Genomic DNA, 22,975 nt, shown 5'->3' on the forward strand with positions numbered 1-22,975 from the left:
CGAGCAAAAGTCTTGAGTATCGGAAACAATCATCAGTCATTGCAAAACAAGGATCTGCACCATCGTGCCAGCGTTACCACTTACGGAGACAGTATCTACGGCGACAAGAACAGATCACTGGTAACAAGCCGCTGCACCAAAGTTTTCAATCCGTCACCGTCTTGGCGCACAGCCCGTGTCACCTCGTCGACCGCCGCACTGTCACTGAAGGCCAACAGACGCCCTAGGGCAAAGACGGCGAGCTTTTCGACCATCGCATGCACGATTTGATCCTGACGGCTGTTCAACAAATAGCGTTTGAGCCCTTCAACGCCATCCAAGACTTGTTCGTTGTACAACGCGGAACTGGCATCGATCGGTGTCCCTTTGATCTCATCTCGCCATTGACCGATCGCATCATAGTTCTCAAACGCGATTCCCCACGGATCGATCTTTTGATGGCACGACATGCAGGCCGGTTGATTGCGGTGGTCCTCGATGCGTTGCTTCAGCGTCAATTTCATAATTTCCGGATCTGCTAAATCGATCTCCGGGACCGCTGCCGGTGGCGGTGGTGGCGGATCATTCAGCAAACACTTCAGTATCCAGACGCCTCGCTTGAGTGGGTGCGAGTGCTCACCGTCGGAATTCATCGCCAACAATCCCGCTTGGGTCAGAATACCGCCGCGTGCCGCATCGTCATCTAGCGAAACACATCGAAACTCATTGCCCTCCACACCCGTGATTCCGTAATGGACCGCCAACCGTTCGTTCACCATGGCATAGTCGGCATGGACGATGTCCAGGACACTCGCGTCGGTGCGTAGCAGTTCTGCGAAAAAGGCACGAGGCTCTTGTTGCATGGCTTCTTTCAAAGACGGATCGAATTGCGAGAAGCTCTTATCGACCGCCAAGTACGACAGTGCTCGGAGGTCGAGCCACTGCCCCACAAAATGCCGGACAAAACGTTCGTGACGCGGATCGGCGAGCATCCGGTCCACTTCCGCGAGCAGCACCTTCGGTTGATGCAGCGTTCCCGAGGCGGCCAATTCCAACAATCGCTCGTCCGGTACGCTGCACCACAAGAACAGCGACAGCCGAGTCGCGAGGTCTTCCGCGGATAGTTGACGATCGTGCGGCTTCACGTCCGCGGAATTCTGCTGACGAGACGAAACCTGCGTGTCCGGCGGAACTGAAACTTCCGTCGATGTGAACGCCCTGGGAGCGAAGTACAGGAACTTGGGAGACGTCAGTACGGTGGCTAGAACCTCCAACATCGCATCCTGAAAATCCTCACTCCCCTCACGCATCGCTTGAAAGAGAGCGACTTTGTTTTCCACGGCGGCGGGATCCACCGACGATCGCCACGCGCGTGGCATGAACCGCGTCAGGATGCTGCGAGCGTAGTCGACTTCTTCCTCGCGTGACAACTCCTCGTTGGGCTCTCGATCAGCAAAGATGAGCTGATGCGATTGGGGCGGCCACTCGGCGTAGATCGGCGCGTCAACCTCGACCGACTCGATCACGATATCGGCGGGCTGGTCGCTATCCTTTGACACCGAACTGTTGACCACACGAATGTATTCCGATGGACTGGGAAATCGCCCCATGGTCGATGTCTTGCGTTCGGCATTTCGCGGGTCGATTTCACCGAGCGGAATCAACCATTCGTACGTCTCCGCTGCTCCCGCGGTGGCGGTCACTGGAGTATCTCGCTTACTGACTCGCACGTCGGCACGCCCCTCATTGGTCGCACGCCAGCCGAAAACCAACTGCATGCTGGGGATTCGCATTTGGTCGTGACCACGCGACGCACGGACACGAACACGCATCAAACCTTCATCGGGAATTTGGTTCCCCAGTTCGATCGTCAGATAGGATCGTTTACCCGTTGGCAGCACCGCGACATGCGTCGCCGCTTCGACGACGGGCGCGACTGACGAGGCAGATGCTTCCTGTTCGTCCTGTGACGCATTGGCGGTATCGACAGGTTCGATCGCATACACGGCTCCGTTGTATTCCCATTTCGCACGCGCCTTCTCTCCTGTTGCGACGTTCAGGTAGTACGGCCCGGTCCCTGGATTTCGATACAGCCTCGTCGCCGTCTCGATTTGTTTTTCACGTTTCTCGGCGTCGTCTTCGAATCGCTTTTCCAGCCGTTTGACTTTTGCTTGATACATTCGCTGCTCGATCGCGGCCGCATCCGACATGCTATGTCGCCAGCGAACAATGTCCGGGCGTGGGCCACGTACGGTAACTCGATCCAACGCACGTCGTGCGAGCTGCCGGTAGGTTTCGAACTGGGATACCGAAAGATGGAGCGAGTCGGAACTGTTTTGGAAACCGTCCTCGGAGACCGATTCCGGTGGCAGGTCTTTGGCGAAGTCCCATGGCTCGCCGAGCAGATCCTGCAAGGCGTAATTGTATTCGTACTTCGTTAGCCGGCGGAACGACGAGTGAGAGTCACGTGCCCGACGCGCAATGGATGCGAAATGAATTTCATCGCTCAACCATTCGACGACCGTCGCCCGATCTTCATCCTCCATCTCCATCTCATCAGGCGGCGGCATCTCACCTTTGCTCAACGCCGCTAACACCTCTTGCCACCATTCGGCGTCTCCGCCATCGATCATGTCGGGATCGATCGCGGTGATGTCAAAGCTAGCTTCGGCGCCATAGGGACCGTGGCAGTCAACGCAGGCCTCATTCAGAATCGGTTTGATCGTTTGATCAAACACCGAGGCATCACGCTGCGAATGCTGACTAACAGCAGCCCTTGATGGTTTGAGATAGGACGACTTCTTCGCCCCCAACACTTTCAATTCGTTTAGCGATGGAAGGGTCGCCAACGTCAACTCAGCAGCTCGATCAGCGTTGGCTTCACGTTCGGAATCAGCCGCTTCGATTGCGGTCGCGTCCAATCCGGCTGTCTTCAAATCCGCAGCAAAAACTACCTCGAGCCCGCCTTCCAACGCGATGACACTCAATGGCCAAACCGCGACAAAAACGAACATCCAGCAGACGAGCGGAAATCGTGGAGGGCGACAGGGTAACCGCATCGAAAACCAACCTTTTGAATTGCCGCCAAACTTCTAATCGGCCCACGAGTATCCGGACCATTCTGTGTTCACTCAGTTTAAATCTATACAAGAAATCAACAAGTTTCATAAGTGAATTCGGCTGTTAGATTTCGTGTGAACAGGCCTACGGTCGACAGCCCTGCGCAACCATGCCCTGTTGAGCAAAAAGCGACCTTTCGAATCTCTAAAAATCAGCACGTAGATAAGAAACCAGATCGGCATACCAGCATCACAAAACGGTACATGAATGCATTCTCGCAAAAACCATCACCCGATTGCGTTTCGCGACAACCACTCGAGCGAGCTAAGTACTAACGAGCCTCTACGGTTCGTTGACGCAGATCGAGATCAAATCGGGAATGATGCCAGACGCACACTATGCTGAGACTCGCTCAAAAAGACCCCGACGCGCACAAAGACCGATATCCACCGCGTTGTATTCGTGCCTATCAATTTGTTGAGGATACGGCAAAAGAGATCAACAGCGGCGTGGTAAGAAAGCCAGATGAATAATGCACGCAAAACCGTGCGCCAGGTCACATCAACGCAACGCCGCATTATGAGCTTGACACTCCTCTCGATCACGGTCGCTTTCTGAATCGCGGGTGAGCCCGTCCGCGTCACTTCCTATACCTTCGACAAACTTACTGGCGTCCTTTTTTGTCGATAGCGGTGCGAATCAGTTGTATCGTTCAATCTGCTATCAATCCAAATAACCGGCGTGTCGGCGTCACACCGGAATGATCTCGCAAATGCATAGAAAACTTTTCCAATGGACCACCGAGCACTTGTTTCATCGCGTTTGACACACATTCACAAGTGAACGGCACAGCACTCGCGTCCGGTTTGGACGTAAGCAATCCATCCAAGTGCAATCACGAAACCGAATGAATACGCCGCTCCGATCGCCCTCGCAATATTCAGTGGTGCACGTGACAGGGCCCCCGGCGGCACTGGTCACGTTAACGATTCCGATACCGGCGACTTATTCGGCGAACATGCCACCAAGGTCGCCCCCAAACTCGACGTCGACACGCGTGCCTTCTCGCAACCTCGGCGAACACGAGTCGCGCTCCATGTTTGAGTGGTGGCGCCTTTCACGTTCGCTGCCCACGGTTACAAAGCGTTCGAGTGTTACGCGCCGTTCACGGATCTGATCCTTTTGTCAGACATGCAGTGGTCGGACTCGGGCTGCACACAAACAACGGCCGAACAATTGCTAGTCGCGATCGGTATTGCCGACATCGTTGTCGCATTCGCCTTACTGCTTATCCGTTCACGATGGGCGGCGTTTTATATGGTCGTGTGGGGTTCGGTGACGGCAGCGAGTAGAATGACTGCGTTCGGCTTCGATGCTTGGCCCGAAACGTTGATTCGAATTGCCAACGGCGGCGTCCCACTGGCAATCCTGATCTACTGGATGACGATCCGAAAGCCAGTCGCCCCCACGTCTTCATCCTAACTCCCGCCTCGCCGCCACCCTCCCCTCCGCAACACCACCCAAAACCGCACCGAGTTCAAACAAGCAAACCCAACCCCACAAAAACAAACCCCACGAACCCAAAACCCCGCCCCCAAACTTTCGTGTCGTTCGTACCTTTCGTGGTCAAAAAAAACGGCACCACCACGCCCGTCCCTCCACAACACCACCCACAACCGCGCCAAATTCAGGCGTGCAAATTCAACCACGAAAGAAACGAAACACACGAAACCAAATCCCAAAGCAACACTTTCGTGCAGTTCGAACCTTTCGTGGTCAACAAAACCGGCACCAACACGCCCATCCCTCCCCGCCGCAACACCACCCACAACCATGCCAAATTCAGGCGTGCAAATTTAACCACGAAAGAAACGAAACACACGAAACCAAAACCCAAAGCAACACTTTCGTGCAGTTCGAATCTTTCGTGGTCAAAAAAAACGGCACCAACACGCCCATCCCTCCCCTCCACAACACCACCCAAAACCGCGCCGAATTCAAACGAGCAAACCCAACCCCACAAAAACGAACCACACGAACCCACAACCCCGCCCCCAAACTTTCGTGTCGTTCGTACCTTTCGTGGTCAAAAAAAACCGGCACCAACACGCCCAGCCCCCCTCCGCAACACCAACCCAATCCGCGCCGAATTCAAACGAGCAAACCCAACCCCACAAAAACGAACCACACGAACCACACGAACCACACGAACCACACGAACCACACGAACCACACGAACCACACGAACCACACGAACCACACGAACCACACGAACCCACACCCCCGCCCGCAAATTTTCGTGTCGTTCGTACCTTTCGTGGTCAAAAAAACGACCACACATCGATCAACCGCGAACCATTCCATCAAAGCCCACGATGCCCGTGAGTTATTCGTTACCCGGATTCTTCCTGCCGGACGATCATCAACAGATCATCTAAGTCCGCAATCAGTTCACGCATCGACTGATATCGGTTTGCCGTTTGTTTCGCGATCGCTTTGAAAACGATCCGGTCGGCCTCGACCGGAATGTGTTGTTTGGGCGAACGTTCGCTTGGCGGTGTGGGCTGGCGCATGCAGATGTTGTCGAACGTTTCGTCGCGGTTCTTTCCGCGAAACGGTTCCGCGATCGCCATCGCCTCGTACAAGCACACTCCCGCGGAAAACACATCACTGCGTTCATCGATGTCTCGGTTCGCAATCTGTTCGGGAGACATGTAAGTCGGGGTCCCGATCAACTGGTTCGCGGGCGTCAATGTCGGCAGCTCGTAACTCGGCTCGCCATGCTCGACGGTCAGCGAATCGTCCGCCGGTGGCTTGCGACGTACCGGGGAAGCCAGGTATCGACCTTCGTCCAGCGCCGACTCACCCCAAACCTTTGCCGCGCCCCAGTCCAACAGGGTGACTTCACCGAAGTTGCCGACCCAAATGTTCTCGGGCTTCACATCGCGGTGAATCACACCTGCCGCGTGCGCAAACACGAGCGTTTGGCAGGTGTCGCGAACGATTTCGATCCGTCGATCCAGCGGGAAGGCTGCTGCCACATCCTCGTCACCCTTTGCGAGTTGGCGAAGCACCGAGAAAAAGTTCTCACCCGAGATCCGTTTCATCGCATAATAAATCCCGTATTCTTCGTCCTCCCCGATTTCATGGACAGGAACAGTCCCCGGGTGTTCGAGTTGCGCCGTCACTCGTGCTTCACGCAGCAGGCGACGTCGAAACGCACGGTCGAGCCGGTGTTCGGGCAACAGCATTTTCAGCACAACGGTGCGGCCAACGATTTGATCGTACGCGGAATACAACACGCCGTTTCCGCCACGAGCCATCTCAGTCAGGTCGCTGTATTTGGCGAGCCCCTGTGGCCGGGGCGACGGGAGCTGAATATCGGTGTTAGAGAGAGATAGCATCATTCGCAGGAATGGCCGCTTGTTGGAGTTAACATAGAAGTCGAGATAAACGCGGAAGCGACTTCAGATACGAAATCTGTTACTGGCGCCGCGGGCTAGCAAATGAAAACGCCCGCTGCCGCCGGTTCGCAAACAATGAACAAAGCCTCAGTGCGACGCGAGCCCGCCAGCAACCTCGACGCTGCTTCTAACCAATCGCTACCCGCAAAAGCATTTCACGACTCATCATCGTAACCGGCCTCGAGGTATAACTGGGCCGCTTCGCGATACGGTGGATCCCAGCCGAGTTCTTGTAGCAAATCACGTCGCTTCTTAAGGTACCATTTCGGATCGATCGAACGTCGGTTCGCTTCCAATAATTCGAGGGCGCGACCTTTCTTTCCCGCCCGTCGAAACATCCGATCCTGCAACAAGATAAACTCGCGGCGGTTGCCCTTAGTTTGCTCGGCAAGCCGTTCAAAGACGTCGTTGAGTTCGTCTTCATATCGATCCGGATCAGAAATCGGCCACGCCTCTCGAACCTCCGGCAACTCGCGATAAGCCAACGCTCGCCCCAACCGGTATCGCGTGTACGCGATCGCCCAAGCGATCGGCGTTGCCAACGAATTTGATTCGTCCGCAAACTGCGTGGACATCGCGGCCTCCAGTTGGTGGGCCAGTTCGATGGTGGTTGGCAAGTTTTCTTTGCGTTCATCGTCGTTATCTGTCACGAACAACCGATCCTGCATCGCAACCATGGATTGCCAAACGCTCGCGTCAACCGATTCCGGACGCTCCAATTCCCCTAATCGCGGCTCTTCGACCAGTCCCGATTCATCGGGTGCGTCCGCAGGCGCCGAGGGCATTTGTCCCGGCTCCCATCGGCGAAGCCACGACCGCCTGGCTTCGTATTCGCGACGCTCGCTATCCGAACGGGCACTGTGAATCTGTTCCGCAACCGCCTCCAACGTTCGGCCTCGCCAACGCTGCGCGGTCATCTGGTGCGAATTCACTCCGCGCGGCTCATCGGCCGCAGAACCAACGACCAACGACGCGATCAGCAACAACGCGATCCAAACACGCAGTCGACGGACAGAGCAAATACGGAGTCGAGTGTTCAAGGGGTTCGCAGTCATGCTGCGATTATAGGAACCCGGGCAACAGAACGCGAACGCGCTCTACGAGATCGCGTCAGCGGGCTTCTTCAGCAATGGTTCGATATATTGGTGATCGGTTTGAAACGGAACCGCCAACCGATTCCAGATGTTGATCATGGCCACTGCGATGCTTAGCCGACTGATGCCTTCTTCTCCGAACTCACGGACCGTCGCTTCGTAAAGTTCATCACTCACGCCATCGCCTTCGGCTAGCCGCGTCAGCGTTTCGGCCCAACGGAACGCAATTCGTTCCTGTTCCGTGTAACACGGTGCTTCTTCCCAAACACTCACCAAATCGATGCGTTCGTTCGTTTCACCAAACAGTCGAAGTTGCTGCGTGTGAAGGCTGACGCAAAACGCGCATCCGTTGATCTGCGACACCCGCAGTTTCACCAGCTCCAATAATTGCTGGCTCATCGGGTACGACGCCATGGTCGCCTCGACGCCAGAAAGCTGCTTGATCTCTTTGGAGATCAGTTGAAAGTAGTCGGCCCGCATTTTCTTTCTCCGTTTCCATCGATCGAGCGTTGATTCGTTGTAGAATCCTAGGCCCCGAGTGGCCCCAAAACAGATCCATTTTTCAACAAACCGCCAGAACCACTTTGAGATGCGATGACTCGCCCCCGAAAGGAACGCTTTGAGTTCGATTCGATTCAGTTCAGCACGGATTCAAAAACACCGGTTTATCAACAACTCGAAAACCAACTGCGACGTGCCATCTCCAGCCGGACGCTGCTCCCGGGAGACCGCGTTCCCTCAAGCCGCAATTTTGCTGCCGCCGTTGGCGTGTCTCGCAACACGGTGCTGGCCGCGTACGAGCAGTTGATTTCAGAAGGTTATCTGGAATCCGTCCGCGGCAGCGGCACGCGGGTGGCCAAGATGCCGCCGCAAGCCTTTGAGTTTGACTCGGCCACCGGTCCCGCGACTCCACGATTCGATGCCGCGGATTGCCTTTCCGATTTGGGACACCAGTTCGCAGCCGAAGCCGCCTGGATGCCCGCGGCAAATCCAAACCCGAAAGCGTTCACTCCTCACTTGCCCGCGATCGGCGAGTTCCCCCTCGAGGTCTGGAATCGCTTTACCAATGAACAGTCGCGGTGGTCCACCAAACACCTGACGTTAGGTGATCCGCAGGGATATCAACCGCTGCGGGAATCGATCGCCCAATACATGGCCGTCTCGCGTGGCTTTTCCTGCCACGCCGATCAAGTCGTGATCACTTCCGGGGCTCAACAAGCGGTGACGCTGATCTCTCAATTGCTGTTAGAACGAAACGACACGGTGTGGGTCGAAGAACCTGGCAACGCGCCCGCGAATCGGCTGCTGGATGTCGCCGGTGCGAACGTCGTGCCCGTGCCACTAGACTGCGAAGGCATCCAACTGCCGCATCAATCCCGCCGACACACGTCCCCCAAACTCATTTGCGTGACACCCGGTGGCCAGTGGCCGATGGGGATGACGATGAGTCTGAACCGCCGGCTGGAATTAATCGCATTGGCACAACGACACCAGAGCTGGATCGTCGAAGATGACTACAACAGTGAGTTCCGATACACGGGTCGTCCGCACCCTTCGCTCAGCGGCCTGGATTCCTCCGGTCGCACAATCTACATGGGCACATTCAGCAAGATGCTCTTCCCGGCGATTCGGTTGGCCTTTCTGATCGTCCCGCCGTCGCTAGCGAAGACGTTTGCCTACGCTCGTTTCTTGCAAGATCGCGCGTCACCGCCGGTGGTTCAAATGGTGCTGCACCGGTTCATCGAATCAGGCAACTTCGTCAAACACATTCGACGCATGCGATCGCTGTATTCGGAGCGTCAAACGGTGTTGTTTGAAGCTTTGCAAAAACATCTCGGCGGCGTCGTGGAAGTCGAACAACCCGAATCGGGAATGCACCTGGTCGCCCGCGGCGTCACGAAAGCAGCCGAAGACAAGCTGATCTCCGCAGCCATGCGTGCCAAAGTCGAGTTCCATCCCGTCAGCATGTATTCGCGTTCCGGCGATGCCAGCGGAATGATCCTGGGGTTTGCCGCCTTCGACAAAACCACGATTCAACGAACCGTTCGCCGCTGGGCCAAAGAGCTGTAACGATGACAAGGAGCCCAATTCGCACGCGACTCACGTTGCGGGGCTGCTCGCAATGACTACCGCGTGTACTTCCTGAGTCGTTCGAGATACAGATGCGATTCGACAAACTCGCGATGCTCACGATTCGTCATTTCTTCGAGCAACTCGAGCGCCGAGATGTAACTGGCGAGATTGCCGTTGGAGGAAATCATTTTGCCGTCGCGAACGAAACTGACTTGGCTGTCGTCTTGCACGACAAGTTCTGGATACGTCTCTTGGAGCAATTCACCTCCACCGATGTACGTCACAATTTTGCGACCATCGGCTACACCGGAGGCACCAATCAAGTGAGCACCCGCGCAATTGCTCATCGTGAAGTCGGTGGCGTCGCCCTTTGACTTGACAAACTCCACAATCTCGGCCGACGCGACAACCGCCTCCATGTCGTAGGAACTCGAGACAACGAGCACGTTGAGCTCCGGGCAATCGTCAAACGAATAGTCGGGCAGGACACGCAACCCGCTTTCCATCGTCACCGGCTGCAATGCCTTTGCGACGGTGACGACATTAAAAAGCTTCTTTCCGTCCTTGGACGGTTTGGAAAAAACGTCGATCGGTGCAGTGACTTCGGTCATTAAAACGTTGTCAAACAGCAAGACACCGATCGTCGGCAACGACTTGTCAAACCCCGATCGATTGACGCTGTCCTTCACATTCACCGTACACGTCTCCGCCGACTCAGCCGCGGAATGCTCGGCACAAACAGTGCCCCACGCGGTTCCAAACGAGATCATCACTACGACGCAAGCCAACCAAGTTTTCATTTTCATTCTTCTCTAAGAAACCGCCAAAGGGAACAGAGCGACCCACCGCTCTCATCGACGTCCATTCTCAAAACCAAGTGGACCTTTACCAGATCCACAATCCCCGAGATCGAGAGAGCCACTTTTTCCTTTCACGATAAGCGTCCCTTCTTAATAACGTCACAAACGGCGTTGGGCTTCGTGCCATCCTACAGGCGCTCGATGCTCCCTATGTGTTTGGACTTATCGAGGCAGCGTCGCACAAGAGATTGCTGCGCCGTATTGTTCGCAGGCAAACGATCGGCGGATGCAAAAGGCCTGCGTTTTGCAAGCTTTTTCCGGGTAGGTGATACCGAACTCGAACCTAAGAGCTTCACGATGTCGATACTAGCGAGGACGCCCCAAAACGTCGTTTCCATGGGACTACGCAAAGGCCTCGTTTCAGGAAGTTCCCCCGCCGTGTTTCCTGCAGAGAGAGTGAAAACCGGAATACGACGCCGATTCGCCAGCAAGGGAACTTTCGGCGCATAAAAAAAGCCCGCGTGTTGCGGGCTCTTTTCGAGTGGGCGATACAGAACTCGAATCTGTGACCTCCACGATGTCAACGTGGCGCTCTAACCAACTGAGCTAATCGCCCGACTGAGTTGTCAGGTAGCAATGGTCTTCGGACATCGACCTGCGGTCGGTCCAACGAAGCCATTTGTTTGACGGGTGCGTAGTTTGCGTTGGAAGTGCGGGCGCGTCAAGTGGCCCCAAAACACCGACAAAACCGTTAAAATCTGCTGAATCGCTGTTGACTCACACCCTCATTGAACCGGATACTTTGGGTAAATTGGGGTTGACGCCGGTTTGAGCCAGCGGATTCACGGTGCTTTCTCGGTCTTTTTCCCGAAACTGCTACGAATCAGCGGCCTTTCGAGCGTGACCTCAGTTTACGGACTACATTCGAAAAGGGGAATTCCGACGCCATTGTCGGCGAACCTTTTTTCATTTCTTACCTTTTGTGCCGGAACGCCCCCGGCCGGAGAAGATTGCTTTAGTGGCATTGGCACGACGAAACGTCCAACCGGAAACTCGCGATGCGACGCGAATCAACCAACAAATTCGTATTACCCCGATCCGTGTGGTGAGTGAAACGGGCGAACAGCTCGGAATCATTCCAACCGAACAAGCACTCGAAAGGGCCCGCGACGCGGGACTGGATCTTGTCGAAGTCGCCCCCGGCGAACGGCCACCGGTCTGCCGAATCATGGATTACGGCAAGTTCAAATACGACAAGAACAAAAAGAAAAACAGCGGTTCTTCGCATACCAAGACGAAGGAAATTCGCTTGCGTCCTAAAACGGGCGACGAAGACATCCGCACGAAAGTCCGCCAGGCCGAGAAATTCCTCGAGCACAAGGACAAAGTCCAGGTCAGCGTTCTCTTCCGTGGCCGCGAAATGGCCCACATCGAAGAAGGCCGCAAGGTCATGGAACAGGTCATCGAAATCCTCAGCGAACACGGCAAGGTCGAAACCAAGCCGCAGCAGCATGGACGCCGAATGATCTGCATGATCGCCCCGAAATGACCCCGGGCGAAACAGCCCCTCGGGCAACATGATACCGAGCCGAGACTCTCGGTTACTCGAACCGGCGGGCTCGTAGGCTGACGATCTCGTTGAGGTGTGCGTCTTTGCAGTGCCTCATCCGTTATGCCGAAATCGGCCCGGAACGTGGGCGAGTGAAGGAGATAAAATCTCCTTCTCGCTTCCCGGGCTCGTAAACCTCCGGCTCGGGCGGTGCCGCGAAGACGCACTCGCGAAACGACGCTCATCCCCCAATTTCGCAGCCGATTGCTCAATGCAAACGAAGCCGCAAGCAGCCTCTAACGCTGCGGCCGCGAACCGTTCGTAATGCGGAAAATAGGATCGACTGCATCATCTCGTTGACGAGGCGGGGCGATCTGTCCGAACACGGCGATCCCGCGTGACCAACCGCGTCAAGTTGACGCACCGTGGAATCCGATGTGATTCCAGGTCATTTCAGCATTTTTTCGAGAACGACGTCATTTTTCTGTCCGTCGGTGCAACAAAGTTTGCATTAAACGGTTGATCCAGTTTGCTGGTTGCTACAATTACCCGCAGATTCACAGTTAGTCGCTCACACGTCCCTTCTGGGGGAGAAAATTTAATGCTTGGTTTAAAATGGCGTTCGCTCCTTTTGGTTGGCGCAGTCGCATTGACCGCCACCACCTTCGCATCCTCCTCCGCTGACGCGGGTTGGGGTTATCGATACGGCTACGGGTATCGCCCTGCCGTTGCACCGGTTCGCGTTTACCGACCTGCCTATGGGTACGCCGTTCCTCGATACGTCGCCCCGGTACGCCGCGTCTATCGCCCCGTCGTCGTAGCACCGGTTGTCGCTCCTGTGGCGGTGTCACCCTACCGAGCAGGATACGGATCGTATCCGAGCTACGGCTCCTACCGGGCAGGTTACGGCGGGTATGGCGTGAGCGTTAACTTCGGTGTCGCTCCGGTTGGCTATATCGGCTACTAAGAGCGTCTGCCTCGTTGCCACGGGCCACCGTCGCTAGGCGGTGGAACACGCTCTGGCAAACGTAGATACCTTTCAAAACCTACGTCATTTGCAGAAACGCTCTAAGTGAACGAGTTCGTCGAAACGGTTGTCATCGGTGCCGGCCCCATCGGCATCGAAACGGCGATCGAACTGCAACATCGCGGCATCGAGACACACGTCTATGATGCCGGTCCCGTGGGCCACACGATCTCTTGGTGGGCCCCCCAAACTCGCTGGTTCAGCAGCAACGACCGCATCGCGATTGCGGGCGTTCCTTTGCATACGGTCGACCAAGCCAAAGCGAGCCGCGAAGAGTATCTGAACTATCTACGCGGGGTGGTGGATCAATTCCATGTGCCCATCACGACGTTCCGCCGCGTCGTTTCGATTCGGCCGATAGACGACAGCGCAAACACTGGCTCAAACGATTCGGACACCGGCGGCGGCCTGACAAACGGCGTCGCGGACGGGCAAACGAAAGCCGAGTCGGCCCTCGCCCCTCGTTGGCGATTGGGAATCAGTCGTCGCGCCGCCGCAACCGATCATGACCCGCCCCCCGATTACTTCCTCGACACGCACGCGGTGATCCTCGCGATCGGCGGCACCGACTTCCCTAACCGACTCGGGGTACCCGGCGAGGACCTACCGCATGTCGACGGATACCTTCGCGAGGTGCATCGCTATCACGGTCGCAACGTTTTAATCATCGGTGGCCGCAATAGCGCCGTCGAAGCCGCAATCCGACTTCATCGCGGCGGCGCCAACGTGACGCTGTGCTACCACCGCGACCAGTTGCCCGACGATGGAATTAAGTACTGGCTGCGGCCCGAGATCGAAGGGCTGATTCGCAGCGGGTCGGTGCAGGCATTCTTCCGGTCACGCGTCACTGAGATCACCGAGCACGCCGTTTCGCTGGAAACAACGGACGACGATGGTAAACCCCATCGACGATCGGTCGAGTTCGATGATGTCCTGCCATTGATCGGTTATCGCCAGAACACGTCGCTGTTTCGGCAACTTGACATCGTTTCGGACCTACCCTCGGGCGCCCCGCTGTACGACGCCGAGACCATGCAAACGCCACGCGCCGGCATCTACGTCGCGGGGACCGCGATCGGAGGAACGCAGAGCAGCCGCTACCAAATCTTCCTTGAAAATTGTCACGATCATCCCGCAAAGATCGCCGACCATCTCTGTCGCGAACGATCCTCGCGAGCAGACTCAAAGGGTGCCACACATCAGAGTCACGGAGATCCGGAGCGAGCCAACTCGCCGAGGGGCGACCAAGGATTACGCCAGCGGATTGAACTGCAACCGGAGAGTTGATGGGTTAACGGGTTGATGAGTTAACGTGATCGCTTGCTTTAACTCACGCACGTATCCCGAAGGGATCGAAGACAATAGCCGAAGGTCGCGTAGCGCCCCCACGGAGAACGAGGCCAAACCACAACTTCTCGACCCCGAATGGGGCGCAGAAACCAGCGGCGATATTGCTACGACCACCTTCGGGGTCGATTGCGTCGTCGTCACATCGATCCGGCAGTGTTCGCTTCGCTCGACTGCCGGCTAATCTCTGAAACGCCTTCGGCGTAGACCAGCCCGTCGGTGGTTATCACCATTTCTGAGTCGCAAAGTACTGGCAACGATTGCTGCTCTCGGCGAGAGCGGGCTACGTGACGATGCTTGGTTCGGCAAGCTGTTCTCGGAAACGAAAAAACGCGTCAGCGAGAAGAGACTTCTCACTGACGCGTTTCGTATTGCTAACGTTCGATCAGAGCGATCGTGATTTCATCGAGGCTTATTTAGCCGCCATCGCGATCACGAACATGTCCATGCGATCGGCGATTTTGCGAACATAATCGCTGTCCTCGTCGCTCAATCGGGTCATTGGCACCGTGCAGGTTTTGCCGTTGGCCTTGAGCAACTTGACGTGATCGTCACCGATCTTGATCAGGCGGCCTTCGGTGCGGAACGTTCCGGTGTTGTCGACCCAAGTTCGAACTTCGGTTTGATCAATCGCGGTCAGCGAGCGAGCCGATTGTGGCTTCGACACGGTCTTCTGCGGTGCGGCTTTGGCAACAGGTGCCGGTTGCGGAGTTTCAATTTCGACGGGAGCTTGCCCGAACAGGTCTTCGATTCCGGCGTCACTCGCATCGCTGGCAGGCGGATCACCGAACAGGCCATCGATTCCATCAGCCGGAGTTTCTGGCATTTCCGGTTCCGCAGGTGGTTCGCCGAACAGGTCGTCGATTCCGCCCGAGGCGTCATCCGGTGTCATTTCGCCTTCGGCGGGTGCTCCGAAGAGATCATCGATACTGCTGTCGTTTGCTGGGGCAGCCGGCTCTGCTTCGGCAGGGGCACCGAACAGGTCATCGATTCCTCCATCGTCGGCAGGCATTGCGGGCTCTTCGACTGCGGAATCGCCGCCGAAGAGATCGTCGATTCCGCCACCATCGGCTGGTGCGGGATCGGCTGCGGGCATGTCAGCGCCGCCACCGAACAAGTCATCGACCGATTCGGTCGCAGGTGCTTCCGGTTCGGCGGGCATTTCGAACGGAGCCTCGGCTTCCTGTGGCTCAGGGTCACTACCGAACAGGTCGTCGACCGAGGGCTCAGGGGCCGGTTCTGGCTCAGGAGTCATCTCAGGTTCGGGAGCGGGCTCAGGTTCAGGAGCCGGTTCTGGTTCTGGTTCTGGTTCGGGAGCGGGTTCTGGTTCCGGTGCCGGTTCTGGCTCAGCGACTGGCGCGGCAGGTGCGGGCTCGACGGGGGCCGCGTCGACGACCGGATCGGGAGTCGGCTCGGGAGCGGGTGCGGGCGGAGCCTGTTCAAACGGGCTCGGCTCGCTGGCCTCGTCGTCGCTCATGACCGAATCACCGTCGCTGCTGGAGGAATCTTCCGTTGGCGGCTTGGCGGCGGATGTCTTGCCAGCATCGGAATCCAAGCTAGGCGATTCGAAAACTTGGGCGTCTTCGAGCGAAGGGATCGACGAGTCCATCGGGACGACGGTTTCGTGCGGGATTACGGTTTCGATGGCAACCGATCCGCCACAGCAACCGGCATCCGTCACGGGTGCCGATTCGATTGCGATCGGTTCGGGGCAACAGATCGGCTCAGGAGTGCAGACGGGCTCTGGGCAGCACACGGGCTCTGGGCAGCAAACTGGCTCAGGGCAGCACGTAGGCGGCTCGGGGCAGCAGACCGGAGGGGCGGGGCAGGCGGGCTCGGGGCAGCAGGCGGGTGCGGGATCGCAGCCTCGCATGCGTTTGATCAGCCAACCAGCCGAAACGGGGCCAGCACTGAGGAAAGTGGCCAACGTGACCACGAGGGTCCAACGCATGGCTCGGCGAATTGAACGCTTCATCATTGTCTCGGAAGGAGTTGCTAAGGTCAAAAGTAGGCAAATTCGGCACGTTAACTCTGTGTCTTCCCTGACAATACTCACGCATCCTAATTATCAGGCAAGGGGCAAACAAGCATCAAATCCTCGGCAGTTCCGCTTGAGCGGGTGAAAATGAAGGAACTAGAACAGATATTCAGTTCGTAGGAAAAGCTTGGATTAGGAGGATTCGCCTCGTCACCGCGGCCGCTTTCAGTCAAACTAGGGCTGGCGTGCGAAAATGGGTTTCGCCGCCACACCGTCCCCCATCCCACCGTTCTGCCGATGCTGAGGTTCGTCCAAGGCCTGTTCTCGTCGATGAGCCTGGAACGCAAATGTTTGCTGTTCTTCGGCTCGGCTCTCGTCGTGCTGATGTGCGGGGCGTTCTGCGTCGTGCTGTTGCTGGCCGACCGATTCGTCAGCATGACGACCCAACAACAGGCTCGAGACGCCGCGGCGACGGAAATGATGCTGCTGCACACCAACGCCATCTACAACGAGGACGGCCCCTCCGACGGACAGGATCTCAAACGACAAAAAGTCGAAGCCCTTCGCTCCCAACTGCTCAGCGAAGATATCGAGTTCGACATTCTCGGCCTCGAAGATCCCCAACCGTTCGACAATCTCGCCCCGCCGAAACCGCCGGCCTCCGAAACCGAACGCCAACTCCTCGAAGAACTCGAACCGCTGTTCCGTGCCCGGATGGCCAACCGCCTCAGCGAGGACCAACCGGGACTCGCCCAACCGGTGAACCTGGCCGATGACGCCGCGATGAGTCGTATCGGACCGGGCAACCGCCCGCTGTTCAAATCGATTGGCCCGGTGCGAGGTCGTTATGTCTATTACGAACCGGTTTTCATCACCCAAGATTGCATCGCCTGCCACACGCCCACCGGCGCCACCATCGCACTTTCGCCGGACGTCGATCCCGAAATGCGAGCGGCTCAGTTGCCGTTTCGTGTCAAACGGGTCAGCATGCCGGACGAGAAAATCCTCAACGACACGACACAGATCCGCGCGACCGTCGTCGCGATGGCCATGCTCATCGTGGCCGTGACACTGTTTGTGCTGCACGCGATCGTCCGCTACCTCGTGCTGCAACCGCTGCTTCACCTCCGCGACGTCAGCGACGCGATCACGCACGGGGATACCAACCAACGCGCGGTGATCGATACCGAGGATGAGTTCCGCGAACTCGCCGATGCGTTCAACCGGATGCTCCGCCACCTCACCGAAACCCAAACTCAACTGCAGAGCGTCAACCGCGAACTCGACGCCCGTGTCGATCAGTTCGCTCAATTGAACCTGCAACTCTACGAAGCAAACCGATTGAAGACGGACTTCCTGGCCAACATGAGTCATGAGCTGCGCACGCCGCTGAACAGCATCATCGGGTTCTCCGAGGTGCTGCAGGGAATCGATTCACTCGAAGACAAACAACGCCGTTATGCGACCAATATTCAAAAGAGCGGCCGATTGCTGCTCGAGATGATTAACGACATTCTGGATTTGGCAAAAGTCGAAGCGGGCAAGATGGAGGTCCGCCGCAGCGAGTTCAAACTCTCGCGTTTGATCAGCGCCCAGTGCGACATGATTCAATCGCTGTCGGAGGACAAGAACATCTCCCTTTCCGTTGACGTACCAGACGAATTGCCTTTGGCCTATCAAGACCCCAACAAGTTTGGCCAGATCATCAACAACCTGCTCAGCAACGCGATCAAGTTCACCCCCGAGGGCGGCATGATCACCGTCAAAGTAGTCGACCTGGACGACGGGCGGTTCCGCATGTCGGTAACCGATACCGGAGTCGGGATCGCCGAAGAAGACCAACCGATCATTTTCCAGAAATTCCGTCAGAGCAAAAAAGTTCTCGACGGCGACGGCCTGACCCGCGAATTTGCCGGCACAGGCCTCGGGCTTTCGATCGTCAAAGAACTCGCGATTCTGCTCGGTGGCGAAATTGACTTCCAGAGCGAATTGGGACGCGGCAGCACGTTCTGGGTGACCTTGCCGTATCGACTCGGCGAACAGGAATACGACGACTCCCCGATTGCCGGATCGACCATGACGGTCAACCCGATCGCGGCGATGAACTGAACCTTCGAATCAAACCTCTCAATCGAAAATCCTCGTGTTTTCCCGATCCAATTTCCATCCCGATTGTCTGTGTGATTGCCAGGCCCGGTCGGCTGGCGTAAAAGTGTTTACTCTTCTCTTCTCCTCCCAAAACGAGAATCCAACTGCATGAGCGATTACGGCGTCTTCGGTGACGAATATTACGTCAACATGAATTTGTCCACCGAAATGGAACTGCCGCAAGGACGCGAATCGGTGTTGCACTATTTTGAACAGGTTCGGAAACGATATCCGACCATGTCGAACTTCTACTGCCGGGAGAAAGACGAGTTCGTTCTCGAAGAAGAAAAAGACGGCGGCACCTATCGCTGGGTTTCGACCGAACCGAAACGAATCAACAGCGGGATGGTCAATCCGGAGTCGTACACTGACGCGTGCGAACAGCATCATGCCATCTTGGAAATGGTGCCCTACGAGCTCTCGATCAGCCCGCTCGACTGCGAATCACTCAGCGTCATGTTGGGCTTCGATTTCGCGTGCAAAGGCAACCACAACGAGATCCTTCACGAGGCGATCGGCGTCGCCCCAGGTCTCGACAAGTTCACGAACCTGCCGTACGGGAAAATCCTGTCCAACGAACCCGCGATTCAGTTTTCGCTCGATGACGATTGCCGGACGCAGTGCCGGATCAGTTTCGAAACTCGCACGACAGCGTTCCAAGTTCGCTCGGGTGAGTTCAGCGAAGAACCGCTGAGCGTGTACCTGATGGTACGCCGTTACGATTCGCTCGGGGCGAACGAAAGCTATGCGAGCGAGTTCAATCGTCTCGCCGGACTATGCCGCGACCTCGTGGACGAATACCTCGTCGAATCGGTGCTGCGTCCGTTGCAAACGGCAATCGCGATCCGGTGAAGCCCGCCGGAGCGTTTCCCTGTTAGCGGTCGCCAGAGCCACCGCCACCGCCACCGTCGTCAGAGCCAGAGCCAGAGCCAGAGCCACCGTCGATGAAGCGACATTCGCCAGAATTCAACTCCGCGAAGCCTAGCGATATCAGCTATCTCTTTTTAGACAGTGTACTCACCAACACCTGGCCGTGATCTCGCGACGGGGGTCACTCGTCGCGAGCATGTTACCGCGAGGCGCGACTCACTCCGGACGCAGCACTGGGAACAGGATCACGTCTCGGATTGACTTGCTGTTGGTGAGCACCATCACGAGCCGGTCGATGCCGATTCCGAGCCCACCGGCCGGCGGCATTGCGTAACGTAATGCTCGCACGAAATCGTGGTCCATCTTCGCCATCGAGTCTTCTTCCTCGAGTCCGGCGAGCTGAGTCTTGAACAACTCCTCTTGCAGATCGGGATCGTTGAGTTCGGTGTACGCGTTGGCAAGCTCCATGCCGCAGATGAACAATTCAAATCGTTCAGCGATCTCAGGGTTGTCGCGTTTGCGTTTGGTCAACGGGCAGATGCTGGCGGGATAATCGATCACAAAGATCGGCCCTTGCAACGAATCTTCCACTTTCTCTTCGAAGATTTCGTTGCGGATCACGTCGGGGTGTTTGTCGTTCGTGTCGATTTGCAACTTCGCCGCCAAACTCATCACGGCGTCTTCATCGGTCGGATTGATACCGGTCGCTTTCTCGAACAGTTCCGCGTAGGTGGCCCGTTGGAACGGTGGCGTGAAATCGATTTCCTGACCGTTGTACTCACGTTTGTAACCACCACCGATCTTGTCGAGTGCATCGCAAATGATCCGCTCGGTCAATTCCATCATCGATTCGTAGTTGCCGTACGCTTGATAGATTTCGATCATCGTGAACTCGGGGTTGTGCCGTGGCGACAAACCTTCGTTGCGATAAACCCGTCCGAGTTCATAGACGCGTTCCATGCCGCCGACCATCAATCGCTTCAAGTGCAACTCGAGCGCGATCCGCATCGTCAATTTCATATCGAGCGCGTTGTGGTGCGTCTCGAACGGACGCGCCGCGGCTCCACCGGGGATCGTATGCAGCGTGGGCCCTTCGACTTCGCAGAAGCCACGATCGTCGAGCGTTGAACGCACGCTCTTGATGATCTTGGTCCGATCAAGGAACGTTTGCATGACACCGTCGTTGAACGCGAGGTCGGCGTAACGCATCCTTTGCCGCAGCTCGATGTTGGTCATCCCGGCGTGCTTCTCCGGTGGAACTTCCAACATTTTGGTGAGCATGAAAAGTTTTTCGGCAAACACGGTCAACTCACCCGTGTTGGTTCGCCCCAGCCGACCTTCGACTCCGACCAAATCGCCGAGGTCGAACAGTTTTGCGAGCTCGAAATCTTCTTCGCCGACTTGTTTCTTACCGATGAAGATCTGGATATCGCCGGTCCAATCTCGCAGGTTTAGGAAGATCAGTTTGCCGGCCGTTCTCGCCAACATGATTCGCCCAGCCACGCGGACTGTCGGGCCGACTTCCTCGCCGGGACCGTTGTCGGTTTTCCACTGACGGTAGTCCACATCGGGACTCTCGACGTCCGGCAGTTCGAGCGTCTCGCCTTCTTTGGTGACAAATTTGACTTCCCCGATTCGGGCTCGGCATTCGCCATTGAGATCGCGATCATCAAACCGCTGCCCCCACGGATCGATGCCGCGTTGGACCAATTCGGCGAGTTTGTGCCGCCGGGCCGCGTGCGGATCGGTCAAATCGGGGTTATCGGCGTTCGTATTTGGGGAGGGAGAATCAGCCACAGCGGATCGGATCGTTAAAAAAGGAGAGGGGCGGAATCAATCGTGCGGCACAGATTGTGGATTTCGCCGACGAAGGACGCAAGCCGACGCAGAACGCATCTGGCGGAGTGGACCGATTTCCGTCAAACTGCGTCCTGGCTCGAGAGCGCGGCGGGGCCCATCGCCCGCGTGATTCTCAGCATTTCTCAACGAATCGGCTCCCAAGATTCGTCCGCCGCACCCGTGGCACAATTGGATAGCGCGTCGGCCTCCGAAGCCGAAGGTTGTGGGTTCGAATCCCGCCGGGTGTACTCTTTTCAATCTGCGAACCAAGGCTGCCACGCCGGTTCGCTCAGAGTGCCCAAGGTCGTGGCGTCATTTTCGCCACGAAAAACGCACGTCTTTTGTAGGGTTTCTGCAATCGAGAGAGTCTCGGCGATCTCTATCGCGCCGGCACGGTTGAGCCCTCGCGACCCAAAATTGGCGAATCTCCGCCGAGACTATCGCGCTCTCGCCTTTCAGCCGCGCTCTAAGTTCATTCGCCGTTTGCTTCGGCTTCTCCGAGCCGGACGGCGAAAAATCATGCTCGGGTTAACAGCTTGGAGCATCTTTCGGTGACTCGATGCGTTCGACAACGTCCGGCGGAATTGAAAGCATCAACGATCGGCCGTTGTCCCATTCGACGTCAACCTGGGTCCACCCGCTTTGCGGGTACAGCCCCGTCAGAGTTCCGGTCGCTCCAATCGGGATTGGGTCGGGATCGTCGGTCATCGAGATCAGCCGAATTCGATCGCCTGACTTGAGTGGTGTCGTCATGGCTGAGTTCCTCGTTGGTGGCTTGCTGGGTCTGAATAAAAACCTGGCCCGCTGTCGGCCAGTGTGGTGCGTTTGGTTTGGCTTGGTAGCAGTTTCCGCACTCACGAAAAAACGCCCGCACGTTACCAATGTCGGGCGTTTTCGGCGGCGTTTGGGTTAGAACCCGAGCGGTACCAAAACGTCGGCGTCCACGCCGGCGTTTCGGCTTTCGTTCAAACCACCGCGCCGAGTTCGCTCTTTCGCAGAAGGTCGTACATTTGGATGAAGATGTAGTGTTCTTCCAAAAGCGGTCCTTCCGGTCCGACGTCCGCGTCGGCAATCTCAAGGGCGTCGGCGAGCGGTTTGAGGTTGTCCGCGATTCGGTAGAAGTCTTCGCGAATGGTTTGGTAGGTGTCCGCGTCGAGCTTCTTCATCGCGGTACGAAGAGCGTCTTGGCGGACGGCGATTTCTTGTGTCTTGGCCATGGTTGGTATCCTGTGCAAAGGTTTGAGTTATTTGCGGTCCGTTGCGTTCAGACACATGAAGCCATGATCCCGCGGAGAACTCAAGAGAAACTGGCAACACTCTGCCTCATTTTTGAATCTTTCTGGATGTCCCCGTGTGTGCGACACGCACGGCGTGTCGCGTTGTCGCGAAGGATCGGCAAACTGATGCCAGACAAAGAAACGTCGCGGTGGTGGGGCAACGTCGTGGGCCGTGGTCGTTGAAACGAAAAACGCCGCGGGGGAACACGGCGAGGAGTGGGCGGTTGGTTGGCACGGCCGTCTTGAATCTCATTCCGTTTGAACCAAGGTGTCGGGCGTTGCGACTTGCATTTGTGATCCGTCGACCATCGGGATGTAGTAACCGCCGATGGTCCGCCGGAGGCTGTCGAATACCTCAACGCCGTTGATTCGATCGCCGGCTTTGATCTCGTGGGCTTTGCGTTGTGTCATATTGGTTTCGCTTTCCGGGTTGAATCGTGACTTTGAGGGCCGACATACATGGAGCCATG

Annotated in this window: 17 protein-coding genes and 2 tRNA genes; 8 read left to right on the forward strand and 11 right to left on the reverse strand. The window is 56.7% G+C overall.

All coding sequences use genetic code 11. The features are described 5' to 3' along the window. Positions 1 to 95: 95 nt before the first annotated feature. Positions 96 to 2,993 carry a DUF1592 domain-containing protein gene (locus FHS27_RS23330; RefSeq protein WP_184307690.1) on the reverse strand — a complete coding sequence of 966 codons (2,898 nt, stop codon included), beginning with the start codon at positions 2,991 to 2,993 and terminating at the stop codon, positions 96 to 98. Between the two features lie 1,153 nt (positions 2,994 to 4,146). Here FHS27_RS23330 and FHS27_RS23335 point away from each other — a divergent pair. Next, complete coding sequence (locus FHS27_RS23335) at positions 4,147 to 4,521, forward strand: hypothetical protein (protein ID WP_246420690.1); 375 nt, start codon at positions 4,147 to 4,149, stop codon at positions 4,519 to 4,521. A gap of 911 nt (positions 4,522 to 5,432) precedes the next feature. Here FHS27_RS23335 and FHS27_RS23340 read toward each other — a convergent pair. The 3 genes from FHS27_RS23340 to FHS27_RS23350 all read right to left on the reverse strand — a co-directional run bounded on the left by FHS27_RS23340 (position 5,433) and on the right by FHS27_RS23350 (position 8,077). Then, positions 5,433 to 6,446, reverse strand: coding sequence for a serine/threonine protein kinase (locus tag FHS27_RS23340; protein WP_184307547.1), 1,014 nt, complete (start codon positions 6,444 to 6,446; stop codon positions 5,433 to 5,435). Positions 6,447 to 6,658: 212 nt separating this feature from the next. Next, positions 6,659 to 7,558 (reverse strand): hypothetical protein, encoded by a 900-nt coding sequence (locus FHS27_RS23345; RefSeq protein ID WP_246420692.1) that lies wholly within the window; start codon positions 7,556 to 7,558, stop codon positions 6,659 to 6,661. 42 nt (positions 7,559 to 7,600) lie between these two features. Further along, positions 7,601 to 8,077, reverse strand: a complete 477-nt coding sequence (locus tag FHS27_RS23350) for a carboxymuconolactone decarboxylase family protein (RefSeq protein WP_184307549.1) — start codon at positions 8,075 to 8,077, stop codon at positions 7,601 to 7,603. A 114-nt stretch (positions 8,078 to 8,191) separates the two neighbouring features. On the opposite strand from FHS27_RS23350, the gene pdxR reads away from it, so the two are divergent. Continuing rightward, positions 8,192 to 9,667 (forward strand): MocR-like pyridoxine biosynthesis transcription factor PdxR, encoded by a 1,476-nt coding sequence (gene pdxR, locus FHS27_RS23355; RefSeq protein WP_184307551.1) that lies wholly within the window; start codon positions 8,192 to 8,194, stop codon positions 9,665 to 9,667. Positions 9,668 to 9,723: 56 nt separating this feature from the next. Here the strand turns inward: pdxR and FHS27_RS23360 are convergent, their stop codons facing one another. Together FHS27_RS23360 and FHS27_RS23365 are read right to left on the reverse strand one after the other, a co-directional pair. Beyond that, the gene (locus FHS27_RS23360) at positions 9,724 to 10,470 is read right to left on the reverse strand and encodes a DJ-1/PfpI family protein (RefSeq protein ID WP_184307553.1); all 747 of its coding nucleotides are present in this window, start codon (positions 10,468 to 10,470) and stop codon (positions 9,724 to 9,726) included. 542 nt (positions 10,471 to 11,012) lie between these two features. Continuing rightward, a tRNA-Val gene (locus FHS27_RS23365) sits at positions 11,013 to 11,086 on the reverse strand. 402 nt (positions 11,087 to 11,488) lie between these two features. Between FHS27_RS23365 and infC the strand changes: the two genes are divergently transcribed. The 3 genes from infC to FHS27_RS23380 all read left to right on the forward strand — a co-directional run bounded on the left by infC (position 11,489) and on the right by FHS27_RS23380 (position 14,333). Next, positions 11,489 to 12,019, forward strand: coding sequence for a translation initiation factor IF-3 (infC, locus tag FHS27_RS23370; RefSeq protein ID WP_009101700.1), 531 nt, complete (start codon positions 11,489 to 11,491; stop codon positions 12,017 to 12,019). A 601-nt stretch (positions 12,020 to 12,620) separates the two neighbouring features. Beyond that, positions 12,621 to 12,986, forward strand: coding sequence for a hypothetical protein (locus FHS27_RS23375; RefSeq protein ID WP_184307555.1), 366 nt, complete (start codon positions 12,621 to 12,623; stop codon positions 12,984 to 12,986). 105 nt (positions 12,987 to 13,091) lie between these two features. Further along, positions 13,092 to 14,333, forward strand: coding sequence for an NAD(P)-binding domain-containing protein (locus FHS27_RS23380; protein WP_184307557.1), 1,242 nt, complete (start codon positions 13,092 to 13,094; stop codon positions 14,331 to 14,333). A 472-nt stretch (positions 14,334 to 14,805) separates the two neighbouring features. Here FHS27_RS23380 and FHS27_RS23385 read toward each other — a convergent pair whose 3' ends face one another. Further along, the gene (locus FHS27_RS23385; RefSeq protein ID WP_246420694.1) at positions 14,806 to 16,368 is read right to left on the reverse strand and encodes an SHD1 domain-containing protein; all 1,563 of its coding nucleotides are present in this window, start codon (positions 16,366 to 16,368) and stop codon (positions 14,806 to 14,808) included. Positions 16,369 to 16,668: 300 nt separating this feature from the next. Here FHS27_RS23385 and FHS27_RS23390 point away from each other — a divergent pair, with 300 nt between their 5' ends. Further along, positions 16,669 to 18,480 (forward strand): sensor histidine kinase, encoded by a 1,812-nt coding sequence (locus FHS27_RS23390; protein ID WP_009101692.1) that lies wholly within the window; start codon positions 16,669 to 16,671, stop codon positions 18,478 to 18,480. 147 nt (positions 18,481 to 18,627) lie between these two features. Then, on the forward strand, positions 18,628 to 19,371 hold the full coding sequence (locus FHS27_RS23395; protein ID WP_009101691.1) for a hypothetical protein: 744 nt from the start codon (positions 18,628 to 18,630) through the stop codon (positions 19,369 to 19,371). A 234-nt stretch (positions 19,372 to 19,605) separates the two neighbouring features. Here the strand turns inward: FHS27_RS23395 and lysS are convergent, their stop codons facing one another. Continuing rightward, complete coding sequence (gene lysS / locus FHS27_RS23400) at positions 19,606 to 21,186, reverse strand: lysine--tRNA ligase (RefSeq protein ID WP_184307559.1); 1,581 nt, start codon at positions 21,184 to 21,186, stop codon at positions 19,606 to 19,608. A 216-nt stretch (positions 21,187 to 21,402) separates the two neighbouring features. Between lysS and FHS27_RS23405 the strand changes: the two genes are divergently transcribed. Further along, positions 21,403 to 21,476 (forward strand) — tRNA-Arg (locus FHS27_RS23405). 280 nt (positions 21,477 to 21,756) lie between these two features. Here the strand turns inward: FHS27_RS23405 and FHS27_RS23410 are convergent. The 3 genes from FHS27_RS23410 to FHS27_RS23420 all read right to left on the reverse strand — a co-directional run bounded on the left by FHS27_RS23410 (position 21,757) and on the right by FHS27_RS23420 (position 22,916). After that, entirely contained in the window at positions 21,757 to 21,981 is a 225-nt protein-coding gene (locus tag FHS27_RS23410) for a DUF4314 domain-containing protein (protein WP_184307561.1), read from the reverse strand. A 212-nt stretch (positions 21,982 to 22,193) separates the two neighbouring features. Next, a complete protein-coding gene (locus FHS27_RS23415; RefSeq protein WP_184307563.1) occupies positions 22,194 to 22,445 on the reverse strand; it encodes a hypothetical protein in 252 nt (83 codons plus the stop codon). A 309-nt stretch (positions 22,446 to 22,754) separates the two neighbouring features. Beyond that, positions 22,755 to 22,916 carry a hypothetical protein gene (locus FHS27_RS23420; RefSeq protein ID WP_184307566.1) on the reverse strand — a complete coding sequence of 54 codons (162 nt, stop codon included), beginning with the start codon at positions 22,914 to 22,916 and terminating at the stop codon, positions 22,755 to 22,757. Between the last annotated feature and the right edge of the window lie 59 nt (positions 22,917 to 22,975).

The organism is Aporhodopirellula rubra (assembly GCF_014192335.1).
GTDB lineage: Bacteria > Planctomycetota > Planctomycetia > Pirellulales > Pirellulaceae > Rhodopirellula > Rhodopirellula rubra.

What these genes read in the sequence shown, in the direction of transcription:
- FHS27_RS23330 (WP_184307690.1), bottom strand. Translation starts at nt 2,993, where the DNA reads ATGTTCGTTTTTGTCGCGGTTTGGCCATTGAGTGTCATCGCGTTGGAA.
- FHS27_RS23340 (WP_184307547.1), bottom strand. Translation starts at nt 6,446, where the DNA reads ATGATGCTATCTCTCTCTAACACCGATATTCAGCTCCCGTCGCCCCGG.
- FHS27_RS23345 (WP_246420692.1), bottom strand. Translation starts at nt 7,558, where the DNA reads ATGACTGCGAACCCCTTGAACACTCGACTCCGTATTTGCTCTGTCCGT.
- FHS27_RS23350 (WP_184307549.1), bottom strand. Translation starts at nt 8,077, where the DNA reads ATGCGGGCCGACTACTTTCAACTGATCTCCAAAGAGATCAAGCAGCTT.
- pdxR (WP_184307551.1), top strand. Translation starts at nt 8,192, where the DNA reads ATGACTCGCCCCCGAAAGGAACGCTTTGAGTTCGATTCGATTCAGTTC.
- FHS27_RS23360 (WP_184307553.1), bottom strand. Translation starts at nt 10,470, where the DNA reads ATGAAAACTTGGTTGGCTTGCGTCGTAGTGATGATCTCGTTTGGAACC.
- FHS27_RS23375 (WP_184307555.1), top strand. Translation starts at nt 12,621, where the DNA reads ATGCTTGGTTTAAAATGGCGTTCGCTCCTTTTGGTTGGCGCAGTCGCA.
- FHS27_RS23385 (WP_246420694.1), bottom strand. Translation starts at nt 16,368, where the DNA reads ATGAAGCGTTCAATTCGCCGAGCCATGCGTTGGACCCTCGTGGTCACG.
- FHS27_RS23390 (WP_009101692.1), top strand. Translation starts at nt 16,669, where the DNA reads ATGCTGAGGTTCGTCCAAGGCCTGTTCTCGTCGATGAGCCTGGAACGC.
- FHS27_RS23395 (WP_009101691.1), top strand. Translation starts at nt 18,628, where the DNA reads ATGAGCGATTACGGCGTCTTCGGTGACGAATATTACGTCAACATGAAT.
- FHS27_RS23410 (WP_184307561.1), bottom strand. Translation starts at nt 21,981, where the DNA reads ATGACGACACCACTCAAGTCAGGCGATCGAATTCGGCTGATCTCGATG.
- FHS27_RS23415 (WP_184307563.1), bottom strand. Translation starts at nt 22,445, where the DNA reads ATGGCCAAGACACAAGAAATCGCCGTCCGCCAAGACGCTCTTCGTACC.
- FHS27_RS23420 (WP_184307566.1), bottom strand. Translation starts at nt 22,916, where the DNA reads ATGACACAACGCAAAGCCCACGAGATCAAAGCCGGCGATCGAATCAAC.